The organism is Bowdeniella nasicola (assembly GCF_001907295.1).
In the GTDB taxonomy this organism is placed as follows: Bacteria; Actinomycetota; Actinomycetes; order Actinomycetales; family Actinomycetaceae; genus Bowdeniella; species Bowdeniella nasicola.
Map to the genome: position 1 here is coordinate 26,721 of NZ_MQVR01000005.1, position 22,384 is coordinate 49,104.

The 22,384-nt window shown below is 66.1% G+C and carries 17 protein-coding genes and 5 tRNA genes; 19 read left to right on the top strand and 3 right to left on the bottom strand.

The window, feature by feature from the left end:
- Position 1: 1 nt before the first annotated feature.
- Genes treZ through glgX form a run of 3 tightly spaced genes read right to left on the bottom strand, consistent with a single transcriptional unit; the run spans position 2 to position 6,469 of the window.
- On the bottom strand, positions 2-1,777 hold the full coding sequence (gene treZ, locus BSZ39_RS01610) for a malto-oligosyltrehalose trehalohydrolase (RefSeq protein ID WP_073715656.1): 1,776 nt from the start codon (positions 1,775-1,777) through the stop codon (positions 2-4).
- A gap of 3 nt (positions 1,778-1,780) precedes the next feature.
- Positions 1,781-4,270, bottom strand: a complete 2,490-nt coding sequence (gene treY, locus BSZ39_RS01615) for a malto-oligosyltrehalose synthase (protein WP_073715657.1) — start codon at positions 4,268-4,270, stop codon at positions 1,781-1,783.
- 9 nt (positions 4,271-4,279) lie between these two features.
- Complete coding sequence (glgX, locus tag BSZ39_RS01620) at positions 4,280-6,469, bottom strand: glycogen debranching protein GlgX (RefSeq protein ID WP_083602848.1); 2,190 nt, start codon at positions 6,467-6,469, stop codon at positions 4,280-4,282.
- A 176-nt stretch (positions 6,470-6,645) separates the two neighbouring features.
- Here glgX and BSZ39_RS01625 point away from each other — a divergent pair, with 176 nt between their 5' ends.
- The 19 genes from BSZ39_RS01625 (at position 6,646) to ruvB (ending at position 22,331) form a co-directional block, all read left to right on the top strand.
- Positions 6,646-7,200, top strand: a complete 555-nt coding sequence (locus BSZ39_RS01625) for a hypothetical protein (RefSeq protein ID WP_222842834.1) — start codon at positions 6,646-6,648, stop codon at positions 7,198-7,200.
- Positions 7,201-7,288: 88 nt separating this feature from the next.
- Positions 7,289-7,361: transfer RNA gene (locus tag BSZ39_RS01630), tRNA-Gly, on the top strand.
- Between the two features lie 122 nt (positions 7,362-7,483).
- Positions 7,484-7,555, top strand: a tRNA-Val gene (locus BSZ39_RS01635).
- A gap of 19 nt (positions 7,556-7,574) precedes the next feature.
- Positions 7,575-7,649: transfer RNA gene (locus tag BSZ39_RS01640), tRNA-Val, on the top strand.
- A 29-nt stretch (positions 7,650-7,678) separates the two neighbouring features.
- A tRNA-Gly gene (locus BSZ39_RS01645) sits at positions 7,679-7,754 on the top strand.
- 23 nt (positions 7,755-7,777) lie between these two features.
- Positions 7,778-7,851, top strand: a tRNA-Cys gene (locus BSZ39_RS01650).
- 131 nt (positions 7,852-7,982) lie between these two features.
- Positions 7,983-10,010, top strand: coding sequence for a threonine--tRNA ligase (thrS, locus tag BSZ39_RS01655; RefSeq protein WP_073715659.1), 2,028 nt, complete (start codon positions 7,983-7,985; stop codon positions 10,008-10,010).
- Positions 10,000-10,542, top strand: a complete 543-nt coding sequence (locus BSZ39_RS01660; protein WP_073715660.1) for an HIT family protein — start codon at positions 10,000-10,002, stop codon at positions 10,540-10,542. Before thrS ends, BSZ39_RS01660 begins: the two co-directional genes overlap by 11 nt.
- Positions 10,536-11,147 (top strand): phosphatidylinositol phosphate synthase, encoded by a 612-nt coding sequence (pgsA, locus tag BSZ39_RS01665; RefSeq protein WP_222842835.1) that lies wholly within the window; start codon positions 10,536-10,538, stop codon positions 11,145-11,147. Before BSZ39_RS01660 ends, pgsA begins: the two co-directional genes overlap by 7 nt.
- Entirely contained in the window at positions 11,144-12,076 is a 933-nt protein-coding gene (locus BSZ39_RS01670; RefSeq protein ID WP_073715662.1) for a phosphatidylinositol mannoside acyltransferase, read from the top strand. Before pgsA ends, BSZ39_RS01670 begins: the two co-directional genes overlap by 4 nt.
- Entirely contained in the window at positions 12,073-13,257 is a 1,185-nt protein-coding gene (locus BSZ39_RS01675; RefSeq protein ID WP_073715663.1) for a glycosyltransferase family 4 protein, read from the top strand. Before BSZ39_RS01670 ends, BSZ39_RS01675 begins: the two co-directional genes overlap by 4 nt.
- Positions 13,254-14,408 (top strand): NUDIX hydrolase, encoded by a 1,155-nt coding sequence (locus BSZ39_RS14460; protein WP_245792397.1) that lies wholly within the window; start codon positions 13,254-13,256, stop codon positions 14,406-14,408. The genes BSZ39_RS01675 and BSZ39_RS14460 overlap by 4 nt, the downstream gene beginning before the upstream one ends.
- 13 nt (positions 14,409-14,421) lie before the next feature.
- Positions 14,422-15,405 (top strand): AAA family ATPase, encoded by a 984-nt coding sequence (locus BSZ39_RS01685; RefSeq protein ID WP_073715664.1) that lies wholly within the window; start codon positions 14,422-14,424, stop codon positions 15,403-15,405.
- Positions 15,406-18,450 (top strand): transglutaminaseTgpA domain-containing protein, encoded by a 3,045-nt coding sequence (locus BSZ39_RS01690; RefSeq protein ID WP_073715665.1) that lies wholly within the window; start codon positions 15,406-15,408, stop codon positions 18,448-18,450.
- A gap of 45 nt (positions 18,451-18,495) precedes the next feature.
- A complete protein-coding gene (locus BSZ39_RS01695) occupies positions 18,496-19,254 on the top strand; it encodes a YebC/PmpR family DNA-binding transcriptional regulator (RefSeq protein ID WP_073715666.1) in 759 nt (252 codons plus the stop codon).
- Between the two features lie 30 nt (positions 19,255-19,284).
- Entirely contained in the window at positions 19,285-20,007 is a 723-nt protein-coding gene (locus tag BSZ39_RS01700; protein ID WP_143180320.1) for a sulfite exporter TauE/SafE family protein, read from the top strand.
- A gap of 10 nt (positions 20,008-20,017) precedes the next feature.
- Entirely contained in the window at positions 20,018-20,638 is a 621-nt protein-coding gene (gene ruvC, locus BSZ39_RS01705) for a crossover junction endodeoxyribonuclease RuvC (RefSeq protein WP_073715668.1), read from the top strand.
- Positions 20,639-20,715: 77 nt separating this feature from the next.
- The gene (ruvA, locus tag BSZ39_RS01710) at positions 20,716-21,300 is read left to right on the top strand and encodes a Holliday junction branch migration protein RuvA (RefSeq protein ID WP_073715669.1); all 585 of its coding nucleotides are present in this window, start codon (positions 20,716-20,718) and stop codon (positions 21,298-21,300) included.
- A complete protein-coding gene (gene ruvB / locus BSZ39_RS01715) occupies positions 21,297-22,331 on the top strand; it encodes a Holliday junction branch migration DNA helicase RuvB (RefSeq protein WP_073715670.1) in 1,035 nt (344 codons plus the stop codon). Before ruvA ends, ruvB begins: the two co-directional genes overlap by 4 nt.
- Positions 22,332-22,384: the final 53 nt, after the last annotated feature.

The window sequence follows — 22,384 nt, forward strand, 5'->3', positions numbered from 1 at the left end:
GTCAGACTAGGACACGGGTGCGCCACCGGGGCGTAGGCGCGCCGATCCGCAAGATGACGCTGGAGCGGGCGGGCACGGTGACATCGGTCCTCGTCGTGGTCGCGTCCGTGTCGTCGGCGGTAAAGGCCTGCACGATGTGCCCATCGGCGACCTCGATCGTCTCCGGGTCCTCGCCGCGGTTGAGGATGACGATTAGCGGGCCGCGACGCATCGCAAACCAGTGATCGCCATAGGAGGGGGTGATGACGTGTTCCGTCTCGCCATCGCCGAAGGTCTCGCGTCGCAGGGCGATGAGCGAGGTGAACCAGGCGAGCATGCGGGCGTGGATCCCGGTTTCGCGCTCGTCCCATGGCAGGACGGCGGAGGTGACCGTCGCCGGGTCTTGCGGGTCGGGGACAGCGGCGTCCGGGCCGTACAGGTCCGTCCAGCCGTGTTCGGCGAATTCGCGGCGGCGGCCCTCCCGGATGGCGTGCGCGAGTTCGTTTTCGGCATAGTCGGTGAAGAACGGGAACGGCGTCGAGGCCGACCATTCCTGGCCCATGAACAGCATGGGGGTAAAGGGGGAGAGCAGCAGTAGCGCGGCGCCGCCGGCGACGAGCGGGGCGGGCAGGCGTTCGCTCGGGCGGTCGCCCATGCCGCGGTTACCGACCTGGTCATGGTTTTCGGTGAAGGCAACAAATCGCCTCGGGTCGACATCGGCGGGGACGGGGGTGCCCCAGTGCTTGCCGCGGAAGGAGGAGAACGTGCCGTTGTGGACGAAGACTTCGGTCAGGGCCTTGGCGAGGGTCGAGGACTCGCCGAAGTCGGCATAGTAGCCGTGGCGCTCCCCGGTGAGCCAGGCATGCAGCGCGTGGTGGATATCGTCGTCCCACTGGGCATCCATCCCGTAGCCGCCGCGGCGCGTAGGCGTGATCGTCGTGACGTCGTTGAGGTCGGATTCGGCGATGAGGCGCAGCGGCCGGCCGGTTTCCTCGCGGAGCTCGTCGACGCGATCGGAAAGCTCGGCGAGCAGGTGGTATTCGGAGTCGTCGATGAGCGCGTGAACGGCGTCAAGGCGGAGCGCATCGATGCGGAAGTCGGTGAACCAGCGCAGCGCGGAGTCGATGATGAAGTCGCGCACGTGCCGCGAGCCGGGCCCATCGAGGTTGATGGCCTGGCCCCACGGCGTGTGGTGGGCGTAGGTGAAATACGGGCCGAATTCGGCGAGGTAATTGCCCGACGGTCCGAGGTGGTTGTAGACGACGTCGAGGCACACCCCGATGCCGCGGGTGTGGGCGGCGTCGACGAATTCCTGCAGGGCGGTCGGTCCGCCGTAGGCCTCATGGACGGCCCACAGTCCCACGCCGTCATACCCCCAGCCGGCCTTGCCGGGGAAGGCGGCGATCGGCATGAGTTCGATCATCGTGATGCCGAGGTCAGCAAGGTGGTCCAGTCGCTCGATCGCGGAGCGCAGCGTGCCGGCCTCGGTGAACGTGCCAACGTGCAGCTCGTACATGACCGAGGTGAGGGCATCGATACCAATCTCGGCGCCGGAGTGCCACGCGTAGGCGGCGGCATCGACGACTTCGGAGGGGCCATGTACGCCCTCGGGTTGGAAAGCCGAGCGCGGATCGGGGCGGGCCGGGCCGCCGTCGAGGGAGAACGAGTAACGCGTGCCGGCCGGCAGGCTTGCGGTGAACCAGCCGTTGTCCTCGGCGCTCATGTCAGATCGGCCGTCGTCGGTGATGAGTTCAACGCGTGTTGCGTGCGGCGCCCACACGTCCACGGGGAGCGTCATGGTTTAACCTTCCGTCGCTTTGAGGACCGCTACGGGATAGTGCGCGAAGAGCTCGGCGAGCAGGGTGCGTCCGCCCGGATAGCTGCGTCCGGTCAGCACATCGGTGACGGGGCGTTCGGGCAGGACGACGACATGGTTGCGCAGGCCGCCGCGCTTCTCGGCGCGATGCCCGAGACGCTGGGCGACGACGGCGACCTGTTCGTCAGCCCCGCGGGTGTAGGCCAGCGCGAGGGTCGTCGTTGTGGGCAGTGGCGCGAGGATGCCGGACAGGAACGGATCGGGAAGCTCGCGGCGCAGCCGCGCAAGGCAGGCTGTGATCCAGAGTTTTTCCTCATCGAGGGTAGCGGGCCGGCGTCCGGCATCGAGCTCGGTGAGCAGGTCGGAAAGGCCCGCGAAATCGACGGGACGGCGATTGTCGGGATCGACGAGCGAGGAGCGCAGGACCTCGCTGCCCTGATAGATATCCGCGACGCCAACGAGCGAGAGCTGCACGGCCTTCGACGCGAGGATCGCCGTGCGGATGCCGCTTGCGAGATGCTGGTTGAGCGCCGCGAGGTCGGCCTGCAGGTCCTCATCGGCAAGCGCCGCCTGCGCCGCAGCGATCGTCGTGGCTTCGGTCTCCTCATCGACCCGCGTCCAGGAGGTGACGTCTTTTTGTTCGCGCGCCGACTTCGTGACGAACGCGGCGAGGCGTTCGGGCGTCATCGGGTCGGATTCGATCAGCGTGCCGAACAGGATCTGCCAGATGATGTTCTTCAGCCGGCCATGGACTCCGTCGAGCAGATGGCCGTGGTTTTGCAGGATCGTGCGCCAGGCGACGACGTCTTGGGAGAGCACCGAGATGCGGGCGCGCACGTCCTCGCCGCGTTTCGTATCGTGCGTCGTCCCGAGCGTCATCGACACCGGGTGGCTAGCGCCGTGGCGCTGCGCCCACGCGAACAGATCGTCGGGGTGGTAGCCGAAGGAGTGCGGGTCGGCGCCGACCTCAGTCAGCGAGATGAGTAGGCTCCACCGGTAGTAGGCGGTGTCCTCGACACCCTTCGCAGTCACGGCGCCGCACACCTGCTGGAAACGCACCGCGAGTTCGGCACGCCGCTGCTCGTGGGTGCGTCCCGCGCTGCCAGCCTCCGCGCCGCTCAGCAGGTCGAGCAGGACCTCGAGGGTCTGGAGCTGGTCGGTGGAGAGGTGGCGGCGTGCGCGCTCGTCCGCCCGGTCCAGGGTGGCGCGATCGTCGGTCTCCATCGGCGGCCACGGCTCACCCGCGGGGGCGGGACGCACGTAGGCGCGGTATCGGTCGATGCCGATGACGAGCTCGCGCAGGCAGGTAAGGATCGCGGCGCGCGTGTGGTCGCGCAGCCGAATATCGTCGTGGCAGATGTCGGCGGCGAGTTCGGCCAGGCGCTGCATTTCGGCGCCGAGCGAGCCGTCGATGATCTCGCGCTTGGATGCTTCGATGATCTCGTCGAGCGTGCCCGGCAGATCCCCGGTCAGCTCGGTCATGATGCGGGCCATATCGCCCTGGCCGTGGCTATCGACCTGGACGCCGCCGATGCGCCAGGCGGCGTCATAACCCGTCGTGCCCGCCACGTCCCAGGAGCTCGGCAGGACTTCGTCACCCTCGAGGATCTTTTCCGCGACGATATAGGCGCCGCCGGTTGCCTCCCACAGGCGCGCGAAATAGCCCTGCGGGTCGGCGAGCCCATCGGGGTGATCGATCCTAAAGGCGTTGATGAAACCGGCCTCGAAGAGCTCGAGGAGCAGCGCATGCGTCGCGTCGAAGACCTCCGGGATCTCGACGCGCACCGCGGCCAGGGTGCCGACGTCGAAAAAGCGGCGATAGTTCAGCTCTTTGTCGGCGACCTTCCAATACGCGAGGCGATAGTGCTGCCGGTCGACGAGTTCGGCCAGTGGCAGGTGTTCCGTGCCGGCGCGGATCGGGAAGACGTGATCGAAGTAGCGCAACACCGCAATGGGGTCGTTGCCTTCGCCTTCGATGACCTCGGTGTCGACCGTGAGATTGCCGGAGCCGAGCGCCTCGCCGATGCGCTCGCCCAGCACCGGCATGATGAGGCCGTCGTCGCCGAAGTCGACGTCGAACCACTGGGCATACGGTGAGTCGTGGCCGTCCTTCAGCACCGACCACAGGGCGCGGTTGTGCCACGCGGGGGTCGGCACGGCCATGTGGTTGGGGACGAGGTCGACGAGCACCGACATCCCCGCCTCGTGCGCGGCGCGGGAGAAGTCCTCGAAGGCCGCCCGGCCGCCGAGCTCCGCGGAAATGCGGGAGTGGTCGACCACGTCATAGCCGTGGGTCGAGCCCGGCGCGGCCTGCAGGATCGGGGAGAGGTAGACGTCGGTCACCCCGAGGTGGGCCAGGTAGGGCAGGACGGCCTTGGCGGCCGCGAAATCGAGCTCGCTCGTGAGTTGGAGTCGGTAGGTCGTGACCGGCTGGCGCCCCTCGGGCAAAGGACGGTGGGTATGCGTTGCCGACATACCTCGAGGCTATCGCGATTGGCGCATTTCCGGCGCGGGCGGGACCTCTCCCGTCGGCTCCTTGGGAAGCGGCGTCTCATCGGAGACCTCGCTGGGAATAAGGGAACGCAAATAGATCACCGACCGGGACTGCACCGTCAGCATCGAGCCGGGGTCGATGACCTCGCCCACGGCATCCGGCGCCTCGGTATTGAGGACGATCTCCCAGGACTTGCCGGGCTCCTTATCGGGGATCGAGAACTCGATCGCGTCCTCGGCGGCGTTGAACAAAATGAGGAAGGAGTCGTCGTGGATCTTCTGGCCGCGCGAGTCGGGCTCCGGGATCGCATCGCCGTTGAGATAGACCATGATCGAGCGGGCATACGTCGTCGACCAGTCCCGATCGAGCATCGTCTGCGCCGACGGGGTCAGCCATTCGAGGTCGTCTTGGTTGATATCGCCCTTGCCCGGCTGGCCGGCGAAGAACCGGCGACGACGGAAGACCGGATGGTTCTTTCGCAGCGCGATGAGGTCGGTGGTGAACTTCAGCAGCTGCGCGTCCTCGGGGGACAGGTCCCAGTCGATCCAGGACAGGGGGGTGTCCTGACAGTACGTATTGTTGTTGCCCTGCTGGGTGCGGCCCATCTCATCGCCGTGCGAGATCATGGGAACGCCCTGGCTGCCGAGCAGCGTGGCGAGGAAATTGCGTTGCTGGCGGGCGCGCAGATCCTTGATACGCTGATCGGTCGTCGGACCTTCGCAGCCGCAGTTCCACGACCGGTTATGGGACTCGCCGTCCATGTTGTTCTCGCCGTTGGCGTCGTTGCGTTTCTCGTTATAGGACACGAGGTCCGCGAGCGTGAAGCCGTCGTGCGCGGTGACGAAGTTGATCGAAGCGACCGGGCGGCGGCCGGAGTGCTCATACAGGTCCGCGCTGCCGGTCAGGCGCCGCGCGAACTCGGCGAGCGTTGAGGGCTCCCCGCGCCAAAAATCGCGCACGGTATCGCGATACTTGCCGTTCCATTCACTCCACAGGGGCGGGAAGTTACCGACCTGGTAGCCGCCGTCGCCCAGATCCCACGGCTCCGCAATGAGCTTGACCTGCGAGATCACCGGATCCTGGTGGACGAGTTCGAAGAAGACGGCGAGGCGGTCGACCTCGTGGAACTGGCGGGCGAGCGTGGACGCGAGGTCGAAGCGGAAGCCGTCGACGTGCATGTCTTCGACCCAGTAGCGCAGCGAATCCATAATGAGCTGCAGGACCGCTGGCGACCGCATGAGCAGCGAGTTACCCGTGCCGGTGGTGTCGAAATAGTGCGACGGGTCCTCATCAACGAGTCGGTAGTAGGCCGGGTTATCGATGCCGCGGAAGGACAGCGTCGGACCCAGGTGGTTGCCCTCGGCGGTGTGGTTGTAGACGACATCGAGGATGACTTCGATATCGGCCTCGTGCATCGCCTTGACGAGCGCCTTGAACTCTTGAACCTGCTGGCCGCGCGAGCCGTAGGCGGCATAGCCGTTGTGGGGTGCGAAGAACCCGATCGTGTTGTAGCCCCAGTAGTTGTGCAGGTTCCGCTCACGCAGATTCGGGTCGTCGACGAACTGGTGAACGGGCATGAGCTCGACCGCGGTCACGCCGAGTTCGACAAGGTGCTCGATGACGGCGGGGTGGGCCATACCCGCATACGTGCCGCGCAGTTCTTCGGGAACGTCGGGATGCAGAGCCGACATTCCCTTCACATGCGTCTCGTAAATGATCGTGTCGTGGTATTCGTGGCGCGGCGGGCGGTCGTGTCCCCAGTCGAAGAAGGGGTTGATGACGACGGCGAGCATGCCGTGTCCGGCGGAGTCGTCCTGGTTGCGCTTGCTGGGATCACCAAACTGGTAGGAGTACAGGGACGGGTCGCCATCGATCTGGCCGTCGATCGCCTTGGCATACGGATCGAGTAGCAGCTTGGACGGATCGAAGCGGTAGCCCTTTTCGGGCGCGTACTCGCCGTGGACACGGTAGCCGTAGCGGGTTCCGGGCTGGACGCCGGGAAGGTAGCAGTGCCAGACGTGGGCGTCTTGTTCCGTTAACTCGATCTGCGTTTCGGCCCCGTTATCGTCGATAAGACACAGCACCACGCGTTCGGCGAGGTTAGAAAAGATGGCAAAATTTGTGCCGGAGCCATCGAAGGTGGCTCCGAGCGGATACGACGTACCAGGCCAGATCTGCATGCTCCTAGATTCCCATGAGATGCCTCTCGCGCGAGTGACCTCGGAGTGGAGTTTGGTCACAATGCGCTCTCTCATGCGCTATTTCGCGGTTACGCGGGTCGCGAACTCACTACAATGACGCAATGCCTTGGTTAGAAATTTTTGGCTGGACCGGGTCAGCCATTTTGGTGTTTTCCATGATGCAACAGCGCATCATGCGACTGCGCATTATCAACCTCATCGGTTGCATCATCCACGTCATCTACAACACGGTGATCGGGGCCTGGCCGATCGTCGGCCTCAACGTGGTACTTTCGCTCGTCCAGATTGTCAACCTGTACAAGCTGCTCAACACCCGGCACGACGATCGCGAGTATCAGGTCGTCGACACCCGGGTGGACGATCCCTACCTGGCTCACCTTATGAATCAGCAGCGCGACGATATTGCGAAGTTCAACCCGCACTTTACGGGGATCGAATCCGCAACCCACGCGTTCCTCATCATGAAGGGGGCAGAGACCGTCGGATACGTGCTGGCGCACGACGGGAGAGACGGGCGCGCCCATATCGACCTCGACTTCGTATCCGAAAAGTACCGGGACTTCACGCCGGGCGAGTTCGTCTTTACGAATCCGGCCTGGTTCACTGACCACGGATTCCACACCGTCGTGGCCCCGGCTTCGGGTCCGGACTACTACCCGAATGTGGGTTTCGATAAGACCGACGAGGGCTACGTTAAGGCGCTTGCCTAGCACCCTTACAGTGTGGCGAGCGGCACCCGTGCTGATTTTGACCGGCTTGCTTTGGCCGGTCTAAGATAAGTGGGCGCCAAGGCGCACTGCGGATGTGGCTCAGTTGGTAGAGCATCACCTTGCCAAGGTGAGGGTCGCGGGTTCGAGTCCCGTCATCCGCTCGATAACACGATGCAAGCGTGTGAGACACGGCACCGGAATTCGGTTTTGAATCGAGGGATTGGTCCGGTAAAGTTTCAAGCCGCAGGTGATCGCAAGATCACCGCGACACAACGCTTGTGTCGGGCGATTGGCGCAGCGGTAGCGCGCTTCCTTCACACGGAAGAGGTCACTGGTTCGAACCCAGTATCGCCCACGCAACGGCGGGTCGCTAAGGGCGATTGGCGCAGCGGTAGCGCGCTTCCCTGACACGGAAGAGGTCACTGGTTCGAACCCAGTATCGCCCACCACCGCCGAAGCAACCGGGGAGACCCGGGATGCGGATGTGGCTCAGTTGGTAGAGCATCACCTTGCCAAGGTGAGGGTCGCGGGTTCGAGTCCCGTCATCCGCTCCAGGTCCGGCCCTTGGCCCGACCATGGTGGGTTGGCCGAGAGGCGAGGCAGCGGCCTGCAAAGCCGTATACACGGGTTCGAATCCCGTACCCACCTCCAGATCCCTTTGCGCAATGCGCAGGGGGATTTTTGTTTTCCCTTCCCGCAAATAGGGAAAGTGCGCGCCCGTCGCTAGACTTTAAACCGAGCCGCGCACGCGCACGAAGCCATACACAACACGAGGAGGACCGGTGTCTGACATCCAGGTAACCATTGACGGGAACGCAACCACGCTGCCCGAGGGGACCACCGGTACGACCGTGTACGAGGCTCGCCGCGACGTCGTCGCGATGAAGGTCAACGGCGAGTCCCAGGACCTGTTCCGCGTCATCCCCGATGGCGCCGTGATCGACGCGATCGACCTGTCCAGCGATGAGGGCCTGTCGATCCTGCGCCACTCCTGCGCGCACGTCCTCGCGCAGGCCGTACAGGACATTCACCCAGACGTCGACCTCGGAATCGGCCCGCCGATCACCGACGGCTTTTACTACGACTTCGGCAATGTTGAGCCCTTCACCCCCGAAGACCTGAAGGCCATCGAAAAGCGCATGGGCCGTATCGTGAAGGAGGGCCAGAGCTTCGCGCGTCGCGAAGTGAGCGACGATGAGGCGCGCGCCGAACTCGCCAACCAGCCCTACAAGCTCGAGCTCATTGGGCTCAAGGGTGCGAACGCCGATGATGCCGCGGAAGGCGCGAGCGTCGAGGTCGGCGGCGGCCAGCTCACTATGTACGACAACGTGCGCCGCGGGGGAGCGGTCGCCTGGAGCGATCTGTGCCGCGGACCGCACGTGCCCACCACCAAGTTCATCGGCAACGGCTTTGCCTTGCAGCGCTCGGCCGCAGCCTACTGGCGCGGTAGCGAGAAGAACCCGCAGCTGCAGCGCATCTACGGCACCGCCTGGGCATCCAAGGACGACTTACGCGCGCACCTCGACCGCCTCGCCGAGGCCGAGCGCCGTGACCACCGCAAGCTCGGCAACGAGCTCGACCTGTTCTCCTTCCCCGACGAGATCGGCTCGGGACTTGCGAACTTCCATCCCAAGGGCGGCATCATCCGCATGGAGATGGAAGAGTACTCGCGTAAGCGCCACATCGAGGCCGGCTACGAGTTCGTCTATACCCCGCACATCACGAAGGAAAACCTCTTTCAGACCTCCGGCCACCTCGAGTGGTACGCCGATGGCATGTACCCGCCGATGCGCCTGGAAGAAGAACGTGACGAATCCGGGCAGATTACGAAGCAGGGGCAGGACTACTACCTCAAGCCCATGAACTGCCCGATGCACAACCTCATCTTCGACTCGCGCGGCCGGTCTTACCGGGACCTGCCGATGCGACTATTCGAGTTCGGCACCGTCTACCGGCTGGAAAAGTCAGGCGTCGTACATGGCCTTGCGCGTGGCCGCGGCTTCACCCAGGACGATGCGCACATCTACTGCACGCGCGAGCAGATGAAGGACGAGCTCGCCTCGCTGCTCACGTTCGTGCTCGATCTATTGAAGGATTACGGTCTGAACGACTTTTACCTCGAGTTGTCGACCAAGAACGAAGACAAATTCGTGGGCGATGACGACACCTGGGAGGAAGCAACCCGGGTGCTCGAAGAGGTCGCCACGGCCTCGGGCCTCGACCTTGTGCCCGATCCGGGCGGCGCCGCATTCTACGGCCCGAAGATCTCCGTGCAGGCGAAGGACGCGATCGGTCGCACGTGGCAGATGTCGACGATCCAGCTCGACTTCAACCTGCCCGAGCGCTTCGACCTCGAATACACCGCGGCCGATGGCACCCGCAAGCGTCCGGTGATGATTCACCGCGCGCTATTCGGCTCGATCGAGCGCTTCTTCGCGGTACTGCTGGAGCATTACGCGGGCGCGTTCCCGGCCTGGCTGTCGCCGGTCCAGGTGCGTTGCATCCCCGTCGCCGACGCCTTTGAAGGCTACCTCGACGAGGTCGCCGCCAAGCTCCGCGCCGAAGGCATCCGCGTCGAGGTCGATCGCAGCGATGACCGTTTTGGCAAGAAGATCCGCAACGCCGCCAAGGACAAGATCCCCTTCACCCTGATCGCGGGTGGCGAGGACGAAGCAGCCGACGCCGTCTCCTTCCGATACCGCGGCGGCGAGCAGCGCAACGGCGTCAAGATCGACCAAGCCATCGCCGAGATCGTCGAAGTCGTTCGCTCGCGGCGCAACGACGACAACTTCGTGACCGATGACGCCTGAGTCACAGGACATGCCGGCGGGGGTCCCAGACGCGTTCGAGCGCCTGTGGACCCCGCACCGGATGGTCTATGTCGGGGGCGAGAACAAACCCACCGACGCGACGAGTGAGCAGTGCCCGTTTTGTGCGGCGCCTGCGCGTAGCGATGAGGACGCACTGATCGTCGCGCGCGGTGAGCACTGCTTCGTCATCTTGAACCTCTACCCGTACAACCCAGGCCACCTGCTCGTGTGCCCCTATCGCCACGTGGCCCGCTACGTGGATTTGAGCGCCGAAGAACGCGCCGAGTTCGGTGAGATCTCCGCGCAGGCGGTCCGAGTCCTGGAAAAGGTCTCCGCCCCGCATGGGTTCAACCTCGGGATGAACCAGGGCGAGGTGGCAGGCGCCGGGATCGCCGCGCACCTGCACCAGCACATCGTGCCGCGCTGGGGCGGGGACGCCAACTTCTTCCCGATCATCGCGCAAACGAAAGCGTTGCCGCAGGTGCTGGGAGACACCCGCACCCTGCTCGCAGAAGGATGGAACGCGTGTTAGGTCAGCACGGTCGCGGCGCCATGAAAGCCGTCTTCACCCCGCTCGCCACACAGCTCGTCAAACTCGGGGTGAGCCCCGATGCGGTCACCATCACGGGCACGGTGTTGGCGTCCACCGCCGCGCTCGCCCTCATCGCTCCCGGTTACTTGATCGTCGGATCGCTCACGGTCGGCCTGGTCGTCTTCACCGATTCCCTCGACGGAATCATGGCCCGGCTCATCGGGCGGGAATCGCCGTGGGGCGCATTCCTGGACTCCACGCTCGATCGCATCACGGACGGCGCGATCTTCGCGGCCCTCGCGATCTACTTCGCCTCCGTTCCGGGCACGATCGGACGCTGGGGCCTGTACGCGGGGATTGCTGCGGCGATCCTCGGCGGCGTCGTGCCCTATGCGCGTGCGCGTGCCGAAGCGGTCGGTTATACCGCGTCCGTCGGGATCGCCGAGCGTTCGGATCGGCTCTTGATCGCCCTCCTCGCGACGCTCCTCGTCGGGCTCGGACTGCCACTGTGGGTGCTGGCGGTTGCGCTCACCTACCTGGCGATCGCCGCCGCCATCACGGTCGGCCAGCGTCTTGCGACCGTCAAGAAACAGGCAGGGGCATGAAAGACCGCCTCCTCGCCACCGCTTTCGCCCTCGCGCCCCGACTGCCGGGCCGCCTCGTGCGAGCCGCCGCCCACCTGGGCGCCGATGCCACGTGGTTGGTACGCGGCTCCGGCGTGAAACAGCTGGAGAAGAATCTCGTGCGCGTTGGGGCCGCGACCCCCGAGACCGTCGCAGGTGCTAGCCGGCAAGCGATGCGGCACTACATGCGCTACTACGCCGAGGCGCTGCAACTGTCATCGCTCACGCCCGAGCAAGTGGACGCCCGCGTCTCGGTGGTTATGGACCCGACGATTGCTGAAAAGTGTGCTCAAGGCTCCGTCATTTTGACGCTTGGCCACCTCGGCAACTGGGACCTGGCTGGTGCCTGGGCCTCGCGCCACCTCGCGCCCGTGCTTACGGTTGCCGAACATCTCAAGCCCGAAGAGGTCTTCCAAGCCTTCGTGGCGCTGCGCGAGGCCGTCGGGATGACGATCCTGCCGCTCGACAAGGGCGGGGCCGTCTTCCCCCAGTTGCTGCGGCGTAGCCGAACCGAGCGCCGACTCGTGTGCTTGCTCGCCGACCGCGACCTGTCACGTTCGGGCGTGCCCGCCCAGATCTGCGGCCATCCGGCGCGCGTCGCGGCCGGCCCCGCGGCCCTGTCACTCGCAGCAAAGATCCCGCTGTACTTCGTCGGCAGTCGTCATATTCGCCTCACGGGCGAGCGTCGCCGCCGCGCGGGCACGCCGTGGGGCATGGAGCTCGAGTTCTCCGCGCCCTGCGTGACGGATCTGAAGGGCGCGGAGGGCGTCGCCGATCTCACCGCCCAGTGGACCGCGCATCTATCGGACTACCTGCGGCGCTATCCGCTTCATTGGCACATGCTGCAGCCGGTCTTCGATGCCGACCTCGACATGGCGAGAATCGAGGCGAAGCAGGGGAGTGGGACATGAGAATCGGTCTTGTCTGCCCCTATGCCTTCGACGTTCCCGGCGGCGTCCAGTTCCATATCCGCGACCTCGCCGAGTGGCTGATCGCGGCCGGTCATGACGTCTCGGTCCTGGCACCGATCGATAAAGACACCGACGTGCCGGACTATTACGTCTCGGCCGGTGGCTCATTCCCGGTTCCGTATAACGGCTCGACCGCCCGCCTGTGCTTTGGCCCCGGAGCCGCCAAACGCACGCAACGGTGGCTGACCGGGGGAAACTTCGACGTCATCCATATTCACGAACCGCTCACGCCCTCGCTCGGCATGATCGCACTGTGGCAGGCGGAGGTCCCGATCGTTGCCACGTTCCATTCCAACCAGTCGCGATCGCGCGCGATGTGGACGATGCGACTGCCCTTCCAGCCGATGCTGGACAAGATCACGGCGCCGATCGCCGTCTCCAGCGAAGCTCGTCGCACGATCGTCGAGCACCTCGGCGCGAACCCCGCGATCATCCCGAACGGGGTCCAGCTGTCGGCCTTCGCGGTGGAGCCCAAGGCCGAGTGGGCAGGCACCCGCATCACGGGTGATGCCAAGCGCCCGGTCATCAGTTTCCTGGCCCGCCTCGATGAACCCCGCAAGGGGCTGCCCGTACTCGCCGGAGCGATTCCGCGTGTCTTGGAACGCTATCCGGGCGCACGCTTCCTCATCGCGGGGCGCGGCGAGGCCGAAAAGGAACGGGCCGAACTCGCGGCCGTTGGCGATGCGGTGACATTCCTCGGTCCGCTGAGCGAGGCCGATAAGGCGGCCCTGTTTGCCTCGAGCGATATCTACGTGGCCTCGCAAACGGGCGGCGAGTCTTTCGGCATCGTCCTCGTCGAGGCGATGGGGGGCGGCTCGAGCGTCATCGCTTCCGGGATCACCGCATTCCGCGATGTCCTCGACCAAGGCCGGGCAGGTGACCTGTTCGACGTCAACGACTCCGCATCGCTGGCCTCGACGATCATGACGGTGTTGGAACGCGACCCGGCCGACAAGACGGAACGTGACCGGTACGTCGAACAGTGGCGCGGCCAGTATGACTGGGACAGCGTGGGCCGACGCATCGTCGCGACCTATGAGTACTGCCTCAGAGCGGGTGTGCCCGACGACGATGGCGGTTGGTTCCCCGCCGCCTGGAAGTTCGGCGGTGACTCGCGGTGAGCACCGGACAGTACTTGCTCATTGCCGCGGGCATTGTCGCGGTGATCCTTGTCGTGCGCGGCGTCATCCTGGCGCGCCGCCTCGACCGCCTGCACAAGGCGCTGATCTCCTGCCGCCACGTCCTCGATGCCGAACTCGTCAAGCGCGCGAGCGCCTGCCTCGAACTTGCCGGCAGCCAAGCCCTCGATCCCGCCTCCTCCTACCTGCTGTCCTCCGCGGCGCACGCGTCGCTGTCCGGCACGGGCTCCGTCGTCGCCGACGGCCTCGAACGGCAGGAGGTCATCACGCACGAGGGCACGCTCGCGGACACTATCGTCGAGCGCGACCGCGCCCGCGTCGAAAGCGAACTCACGAGCGTGCTGCGGCAGGTCCTGACCGTCTTGCCCGACGACGCTCCCGCCCGACAGTCGCCGGCGTTTTCCGACGTGTTGCGTTCCTGGTATCAGGCCGCCCTCGCCCGCACGTTCCATGATTCGCGCCAAGCCCAGGTTCTGCGGATCCGCCGTGATCCCCAGGTGCGGGTCATGAAGCTCGCCGGTTTTGCCGCGACCCCGATCGCATTCGACGCCGACCTTGGCGGCTCGCCGTACTCCGTGCCCGGGACGACAACGCGCGTCGAGACGCGAGGAAGTGACTCGTGGCCGATCGGCCCGTCGGGCTATCCCGAACGCGATGCGGCTCGCGTGATCCTCTTCGACCCCGACGGCCGCCTCCTTGTCATCCACGGTCATGACCGCGATGACGTCAATCATCACTGGTGGTTCACGCCCGGCGGCGGCCGCGACGAGGGCGAAGACCCTCGCAGCGCGGCGGCGCGCGAACTCGCCGAAGAAACCGGGATCACGCTCGATCCTGCCGCGCTCATCGGCCCCGTCGCCGTGCGCAGCTCCAAGTTCGAATTCCTCTCCGAAACCCGCGTCCAGCACGAAGTGTTCTTCACCTATACGCTCGCCGAACCGGTCGACGAATTCGACTCCTCGGGCTTCACCGCGACCGAGAACGACGTCCTCGATGAGTTCGCCTGGCGCAGCATCGAGGAGATGGAACAGATGCGCGCAGCGGGCGAGACGATTTACCCCCTCGCCCTCATCGAGATGGCGACGCGCTTGCGTCGCCACGGCTGGGACGGGTCGACGCCGAAGATAAATTGATTAGGCTAGCGACATGACGCAACTCACAGCCGACGATGCTCGCCATGTTTCTGACCTCACCTCTCGCATCGTCGACCAAGTGTCACACGGCCTTACCGGCAAAGACGACGTCATTACGACAGCCTTCCAAGTAATGCTCACCGGCGGGCACCTGCTCATCGAAGACGTGCCCGGCGTCGGCAAAACCCTCCTCGCGACAGGCCTCGCCCGCGCCTGCCGCCTGAGCTTCGCGCGCATCCAATTCACGGCCGACCTCATGCCCGGCGATATCACCGGCGTCCGCGTCTACCAGCCCGCCTCCGGTAACTGGTCCTTCGAGGCCGGTCCGATCTTCCACGAACTCGTCCTCGCCGACGAGATCAACCGCTCCGGCCCCCGCACGCAGTCCGCGCTGCTGGAAGCGATGGAAGAGCGCCGCGTCAGCGTCGACGGGACGACGTATCGCACGCCCCAGCCGTTCTTCGTCATCGCGACAGCGAACCCCGTCGAGATGGACGGCACGTTCCAACTGCCCGAGGCCCAGCGCGACCGCTTCACCGCGCGCCTGTCGATCGGCTACCTCGACGAGGCGGCCGAGGCCGCGATGGTCGCGCAACGCACAAGCGCGTCCTTCGACCAACAAGCGGCCTCGAGTATCGCCGCCGTTGCCTCGCCCGAGGATCTGCTCACCGCGATGGCGTGCGTTCGCAAGGTGCACGTGGCCGAATCCCTGCACAGCTACGCCGTCCGCCTCGCTCGCACGACACGCAACCCCGACCTCTTCCGGCTCGGAATCTCGCCGCGCGGCGTCATCCACCTCATCGTCATGGCCAAAGCCATCGCGCTCACCGCGGGTCGCACCTACGTGCTACCCGACGACGTGCAGGACGCCGTCCATGCCACGTGGCACCACCGACTGACGCTGTCCGCCGCGGCGAGCCGGGCGGGGGACCGCGTCGGCGATATCCTCTCGACCCTCATTTCTCGGACCCCCGCCCCGGCCCGAGCGGATACCTAGATGCCCAATATTCGTCCTACCCTCGGCGTCCTCGTCACGCTCGCCGGGCTTGGCCTCGCGGTCTACCTCGCAGCCGTCTTCTCGCTGCGCGTCGGCGCGGTCATCGCGGGCATCCTCATCGGGATCATCGTCTCCGGCATCATCGGAGCGGTCCTGCGCCGGCGGGAGATCGTCGTCTCTCCCGTCGATGACGTCATTACCGCGGGCGAGGTGCCGACCTGGCGCGGCGATGGCTGGATACTGTCGCTACCGCCCGTGGACTACGGCTATGCGCACCTGCCCATCGTGGAGTTGCGTGCCATGCTGCCGTTCGGGCTCGGCCACGGCTATTCGCCGGTCCACTCCCGCGAGGACGTCCTCATCTTGCCCAAGGCCGCACCGGTCGATACGGACATCATCGCGACCGTCGTGCGTTCGCAGCGCGCAATCTCAGCCACGACGATCGGCGCGATGCAGGCGCGCCGCTATATCCCGGGGGACTCGCCGCGCGCCGTCCACTGGAAGGCCAGCGCGAAGACCGGCGAGCTCATGTCCAAGGTCGCGGAGCTCGAACCGCATCCCACGATCGCGCTCGCCATCGACAACCGCTCCGGCAGCGCCGTGCACTTCGGCAACGTGCTTGCCACGTCGCTTGGCGTCGTGCAAACCCTTGCGCGGGTCGGCGCCGACATCGTCGTCGTCGGCCCCGCGGGCCAGATCCTTACGCTCGGCGACTCCGAACGCCATATCCACGAAACCCTCGCCGTCATGTCGTTCGGCGAAGAACTGCCCGCACCGCTCGGGTATCTCGACGATGCCCGCGTCGTTTTGTGGGCTGGCGACGGCCCCGCCCCGCAGCGGCTGCGCGGCATCCCCGTCCGTCAGGTCCCCGTCACCGGGGGCGACAGCTCCCCGCATCGCGTCACGAACGTGACCGACGTGTCGATCCAACACGACGAGGATCGACCAGACACGCTTGCCGCGAGGCTCATGCGCTCGGCGATCGCGCTACTCGCCTCCCTCGCCACGATTGGAACGGTCGGTTCCGTCGCACCCGGCGGCTGGCTGCTCGTCGCCGCCGTGCTCGCCACCTTGATCGTCGCCGCCGGGGCGGTCATACGGTCGACGGCGCGGTTTAAGGATTCCTCCCTTACCGTCGCGGCGATCCAACTGCTCATACCGATAGCGTTTTATCTTCTGCGGTTTGGCCTCAGCAGTCCGGCAGAAATCATCGGCTCGGGCACGCATCAGCTCGACACGATGTATCCCGGCGACCACGCTACCGGTGCACTATCAACCCTGCTCGCGCTCATCACGTCGCTGCTCGCGATCGCCTTCGATACCGACATGGCGGCGGCACGCTCGTCGGCCTATCTGTGGCGCCGCGGCCCGCGCCAGGGTTTTGTCGTCGGGCGCGCATCGGGCAGCGGGTTGTTTACCATCCTCGTGCTCCTCGTCATTGCTGCGATTCCGGAGATCTTCGGCGGCCGTTTCCTGCTGAACTGGCCCACTCTCGTGATCGGGGCGCTCATCATCGCGATCGCGCTGCTCCAATCGAGGGACCTGCGCCTGCAGCGACTGAAATCTTTTACCACCGTGGCGACGGTGACCGTGATCGTCCTCGGTGCCCTCACCGGCCTCGCGGCACCGATGACCACCAACAGCACGCCGCTTGCCCAACAGTTCGGGTCCGGCATAGCGCCGCTGTACCGGATCACGGGAGCCACCGCCCTCGACCCGCAGGTCTCCTTAATCCAAAGCCGGATCCAGACCCGGATGAGTCCTGTCGCACGGACGTCGCGACCCGAGTACCTGCGAACCGCGGTCCTCGACCGATTCGATGGCTCCCGCTGGTCGATGACGAAGGAACCCGACGCTCTCACCTCAGCTCCTACCGATCCCGCGATCTTCGACCAGAACCCCGAGTTGTGGGTCGAGCTGGCAAAGCCAGCCTCCGGCCTACTGCCGCTGCCCGTGGCACCGGTGGCGCTTCAAATCGATGAGGGGATCGCCCAGCGAATCGCCCCGGACGCGAGCGGGGTTCGGATCGAGGATCCCGCGGCGCTGTACCGCGTGAGCTATCGGCCGCAGCGCGGGATCGATGAATGGCTGAACGGGGCGGTAGCGCCCGAACAGGACCCGGAGCGCAGCGTCGACATCGTCCCCGATGAGGCACGCGCGCAGCGCGCCCGGGAGATCGTAAAGGGATCGACCGACCCGTCCATCCAGGTCGGCGAGCTGCTGCGCTACTTCTCGCAGTTCAGTTACTCTCTGAACGTCGCGACCCCGCTCGGCGTTGATCCGCTCGAGCATTTCTTGACCGAGCGCGCCGGCTACTGCGAGCAGTTCGCCGCGACCTTTGCGCTGTTCGCCAACGACCTCGGCATCCCGGCCCGCGTCGCGGTCGGCTACGCACCCGGACGGCCGACCGATGACGGCTACGTCATCACCGCCTCGCAAGCGCACGCCTGGGTCGAAGTTTATCTCGACGGCACCTGGCTCACGGTCGATCCGACGCCGGGCGGTCCCGCGATCGAACGCGAATCCCAGCTCGAACTCGGTACCTTCCCGCGTACGCTGCCGAGTGCCCCGCCCTCGCCCCTTCCGACGAACAGTACGCTCGAGCCGGACGCCCCCGAACCGTCCGCGCCTACCGGCGGTGGCGAGCGCCCCGATACCGGGAACGCCCCCGACCTCGGTGCGGGCCCCACCCAGGTAACGCCGCTCTCGCCCTGGATCCCGCTGGCCGCGCTCATCGCAGTGATGGCGGTCGCCATTGTGGTCGCGCGGGCGCGGCTGACGCGCGACCCGGCCTACGTGCTCGCGGACCTCGACGATGGGCTGCGCGTCGCGCTGCGGAAGTCGGGACAGCAGGCACCGGCCGGAATGTCCGAGATCGCGATGGGGGAAAAACTCGCCGGATGCCGCAGCGACCTGGCCGAACCCGCGCGCGATGTGGCACAGATTTTGACAACTGCCAGGTATCAGCCGGAAGGCGTCACACTCACCGCGGCCGAACGCCGCCGCGCCCACGACCTCGCGAGACAGCTGCGCCGACGGTCGTGAGATAATGAGGAGCGGAATTGTCGTTAATACGGATGGAGTTCTTACATGGCCGGCCACTCTAAATGGGCCACAACGAAACATAAGAAGGCCGCACTCGACGCCAAGCGCGGCAAGCTTTTTGCTCGCCTGGTGAAAAATATTGAGGTCTCGGCTCGCACCGGTGGCGGTGACCCCGCGGCCAACCCCACCCTGTATGACGCGATCCAAAAGGCGAAGCGCAACTCCGTTCCGGCCGACAATATCGAGCGCGCCGTCAAGCGTGGCTCCGGTGAAGAAACCGGCGGTGCCGACTGGGAAACGATCATGTATGAGGGCTACGGCCCTGGCGGCGTCGCCTTCCTGATCGAATGCCTCACCGATAACCGCAACCGCGCCGCCTCCGACGTGCGCGTCGCGCTCACCCGTAACGGCGGCAACCTCGCCGACCCGGGCAGCGTGTCCTACCTGTTCTCCCGCAAGGGCGTCATCGTAGTTCCCAAGACCGAAGGGATGACGGAAGACGACATCCTGGACGCCGTCTTGGAAGCGGGCGCCGAAGAGGTCGAGGACCAGGGCGAGGTTTTCGAGATCCGCACCGAGCCGGGTGACGTTGTCGCCGTGCGCACCGCGCTGCAGGACGCCGGCGTCGAATACGACTCGGCCGAAGCCCAGTTCGTCCCCGCAACCGAGGTCGAGGTTGATCTGGAAGGCGCCAAGAAGTGCCTGCGCCTGGTCGATGCGCTCGAAGACTGCGATGACGTCCAAAACGTCTTCGCCAACTTCGATGCCTCCGATGAGGTCATGGCTCAACTCGACGCGGAGTAGGACCTGTCTCCGCTCATCATCCTCATTGCTGTGGCCGCCTTCATTCTTGGAGGCGGCCTGCAGCGCATTTGTGGGATGGGAACCGGCGTCGTCGCAGGACCAATCCTCGCGCTCGCCATGGGCCCGGTGCTCGGGGTCCTCACGACAAACACCGCGGCGATCGTCACCGCGGCGGTCCTTACGGTCTCGCTGCGCGCGCACGTCGACTGGCGGCGCGTCGCGATCATCTGCGTAACCGGCGCGATCGGGATCGGTATCGGCGTCGCGGTCATTCATCGCGTGACCTCCGCCTGGCTCGAGGTCGTCATCGCGACCCTGCTCCTTGCCGGCCTCGCGACAACGTCCATCGCGGCGCGCCCGCGGCCCGGCCGGGCACCTCAATTCGATGCGCTCGGCGGCGGCATCGGGGGAGTGATGAACGCGCTCGTCGGGATGGCCGGACCTATTCTCGTGCTGGACTCGCGCCTGACGGGCTGGGAACAACAGCGGTTCGCCGCCTCGCTGCAGCCGATCTTCCTGTTCCTCAATATCGGATCGGTGCTCGCCAAGGTCGTCCCGGGCCTGCCGCCCGGCGTCGACCTGCCGCCGTGGTGGGTCGTCCCCATCGTCTTTGCCTCGGTCTTATTCGGTGCCTGGCTCGGCGGGCGGTTGGCGCCGCGCGTCTCCAGTACCCACGCACGTACCCTCGCCATCCTCGTCGCCTCCGCCGGCTGCATCACGCTGCTGGTCCGCGGCGCGAGCACGCTCCTTTAGGATCAGCAGTATGCGAATCATGGGAATCGACCCCGGCCTCACCCGATGCGGTATCGCCGTGATCGAAGGACCGAAGGCGGGCCTACCGGGCTCGATCGGTTCGCCCAAACCCACCTTCGTCGCCGCCGACGTCCTTCGCACCCACCCGAATAAGGACCTCGAATTCCGCCTCGCCGAAATGAGCGCGCAACTCAATGAGTGGGTGGAGCGCTACCGTCCGGAGATCCTGCTCGTGGAGCGCGTCTTCGCGCAGCACAACGTCTCCACGGTGATGACCACGGCACAGGTCGCTGGACTCGCGATGGTCGCTGCCGCCTCGCGCGGCATTCCCGTCGGCCAACACACGCCGTCGGAGGTCAAGGCCGCGGTCACCGGCTACGGCGATGCCCCCAAGGAACAGGTCCAGCACATGGTCCAGCGCATCCTGGCCCTGCCGAAGCTGTCGCAGCCCGCCGACGCCGCCGACGCACTGGCGCTCGCCATCTGCCACTCGTGGCGCCAAGGCAGCGCCGTCGCCACCGATACCTCGATCCAGACGACCGCGCAGCAACGCTGGGCCGCAGCGGAACGCGCGGCGCGCCGCACCGGCTATCGCGCGGGACGTGGTCGGATGGGAAAGAAGTCGTCCTAGCCGCCCGGCGCGTTATCGTTCGATTCGTACAGTTGTTCTACTATGCTGGACCCAGTGGCTAACATAAGGAAGTGGGCATGATCGATCACGTTCGCGGATCCGTCGCCAGCGTCGGGCTCGACTACGCGGTCATCGATGTAGGCGGCTTCGGAATGCGTCTGGAGGCGAGCCCCGGCACTCTCGCGAGCTTACGCGTCGGGGAGGATGTCACGCTCGTGACCGAGTTCCTCGTGCGCCAAGACGCCATGACGCTCTACGGTTTCCTCGATACCGATGAACGAACCTGTTTCAGGGCCCTGCAAACGGTGACGGGCGTTGGGGCGCGCACCGCCCTGGCGGTCCTCGCGGTCCACACGCCCGATGAGCTTCGCCGCGCGATCGCGAGCGAGGACCTTGCCGCCTTGCAAAAGGTGCCCGGCATTGGAAAGAAGTCGGCGAGCCGGATGGCGCTCGAGCTCAAAGATAAGCTCGGTGCGCCGGTCTCCGATATTCCTGCCGCGCCTCTCGCCGCCGACGTTGATGCCGCGGTCGTCGATGCGCTCATCGGCCTGGGATGGCAGTCGAAGGTCGCCGAGAGCGCCGTCGGCGACGTCATGGCGCCGGGGATGACGACCTCGCAAATCTTGCGCGCCGCCCTCCAGCACCTCGGAGGCAAGGCGTGAGCGAAGAGGAGTTCGACGACCGGTTCGTCGACGCGCGCGCCGGGGACCTCGAACGCGCCGCCGAGGCGGCCCTGCGTCCCGGAACGCTGCACGAGTTTGTCGGCCAGCCGAAACTGCGCGCCCAGCTCGATCTCGTTCTTACCGCCGCGGCTCAGCGCGGCAGCGCACCCGATCACGTCCTGCTGTCGGGCCCGCCCGGCCTGGGTAAGACGACGCTTGCGATGATTATCGCCGCGGAAACCGGGGGAGTGCTGCGCCCGACGTCAGGGCCCGCCGTCCAGCACGCGGGCGACCTCGCCGCGATCCTGTCCTCACTCAACGAACACGACGTCCTGTTCATCGACGAGATCCACCGCCTGGCGCGCGCGGCCGAGGAGATGCTCTATCTCGCGATGGAAGACTTCCGGGTCGATGTCGTCGTCGGCAAGGGCCCGGGCGCAACGTCGATCCCGCTCACGCTGCCACGCTTCACGGTCGTCGGAGCGACGACGCGCGCGGGGCTGCTACCCGCGCCGCTGCGCGACCGATTCGGCCTCACGGGCCACCTCGAGTTTTACTCCACCGACGAACTCCACTCCGTCCTGACTCGCTCGGCGGGTTTGCTTGGCGCCGAGCTCGACGCGGACGCGGCCGAGCTCCTGGCCGCGCGCTCACGTGGCACACCCCGTATCGCCAACCGGCTGCTGCGCCGCGTGCAGGACTGGGCACAGGTCCACGGCACGGGCCGGCTCGATCGCGAAGCGACCGAAGCCGCGCTCGAGCTGTTCGAGGTCGATGCCAAGGGGTTGGACCGGCTCGATCGCGCCGTCCTGCAGGCGCTGTGCACCCGCTTTGGCGGGGGACCGGTGGGCCTCACGACGCTAGCCGTCGCCGTCGGGGAAGAAGCCGAAACCGTCGAGACCGTGGCCGAGCCATTCCTCGTGCGCGAGGACTTCATCGTCCGCTCGCCGCGCGGCCGGATGGCGACGGTACAGGCCTACCAGCACCTCGGCCTCACCCCGCCATCCAACGGAGCGCTTCCCGGCCTTTAACGTGGCACACCGCACCTCTTCTTTCGATCAGCGCCGCACTGGCCTAGAATCGG

Excerpts from the sequence above, each read along its gene's own strand:
- treZ (WP_073715656.1), bottom strand. The coding sequence starts at position 1,777 with ATGACGCTCCCCGTGGACGTGTGGGCGCCGCACGCAACACGCGTTGAA.
- treY (WP_073715657.1), bottom strand. The coding sequence starts at position 4,270 with ATGTCGGCAACGCATACCCACCGTCCTTTGCCCGAGGGGCGCCAGCCG.
- glgX (WP_083602848.1), bottom strand. The coding sequence starts at position 6,469 with ATGCAGATCTGGCCTGGTACGTCGTATCCGCTCGGAGCCACCTTCGAT.
- BSZ39_RS01625 (WP_222842834.1), top strand. The coding sequence starts at position 6,646 with ATGATGCAACAGCGCATCATGCGACTGCGCATTATCAACCTCATCGGT.
- BSZ39_RS01660 (WP_073715660.1), top strand. The coding sequence starts at position 10,000 with ATGACGCCTGAGTCACAGGACATGCCGGCGGGGGTCCCAGACGCGTTC.
- BSZ39_RS01670 (WP_073715662.1), top strand. The coding sequence starts at position 11,144 with ATGAAAGACCGCCTCCTCGCCACCGCTTTCGCCCTCGCGCCCCGACTG.
- BSZ39_RS01675 (WP_073715663.1), top strand. The coding sequence starts at position 12,073 with ATGAGAATCGGTCTTGTCTGCCCCTATGCCTTCGACGTTCCCGGCGGC.
- BSZ39_RS01685 (WP_073715664.1), top strand. The coding sequence starts at position 14,422 with ATGACGCAACTCACAGCCGACGATGCTCGCCATGTTTCTGACCTCACC.
- BSZ39_RS01690 (WP_073715665.1), top strand. The coding sequence starts at position 15,406 with ATGCCCAATATTCGTCCTACCCTCGGCGTCCTCGTCACGCTCGCCGGG.
- BSZ39_RS01695 (WP_073715666.1), top strand. The coding sequence starts at position 18,496 with ATGGCCGGCCACTCTAAATGGGCCACAACGAAACATAAGAAGGCCGCA.
- ruvC (WP_073715668.1), top strand. The coding sequence starts at position 20,018 with ATGCGAATCATGGGAATCGACCCCGGCCTCACCCGATGCGGTATCGCC.
- ruvA (WP_073715669.1), top strand. The coding sequence starts at position 20,716 with ATGATCGATCACGTTCGCGGATCCGTCGCCAGCGTCGGGCTCGACTAC.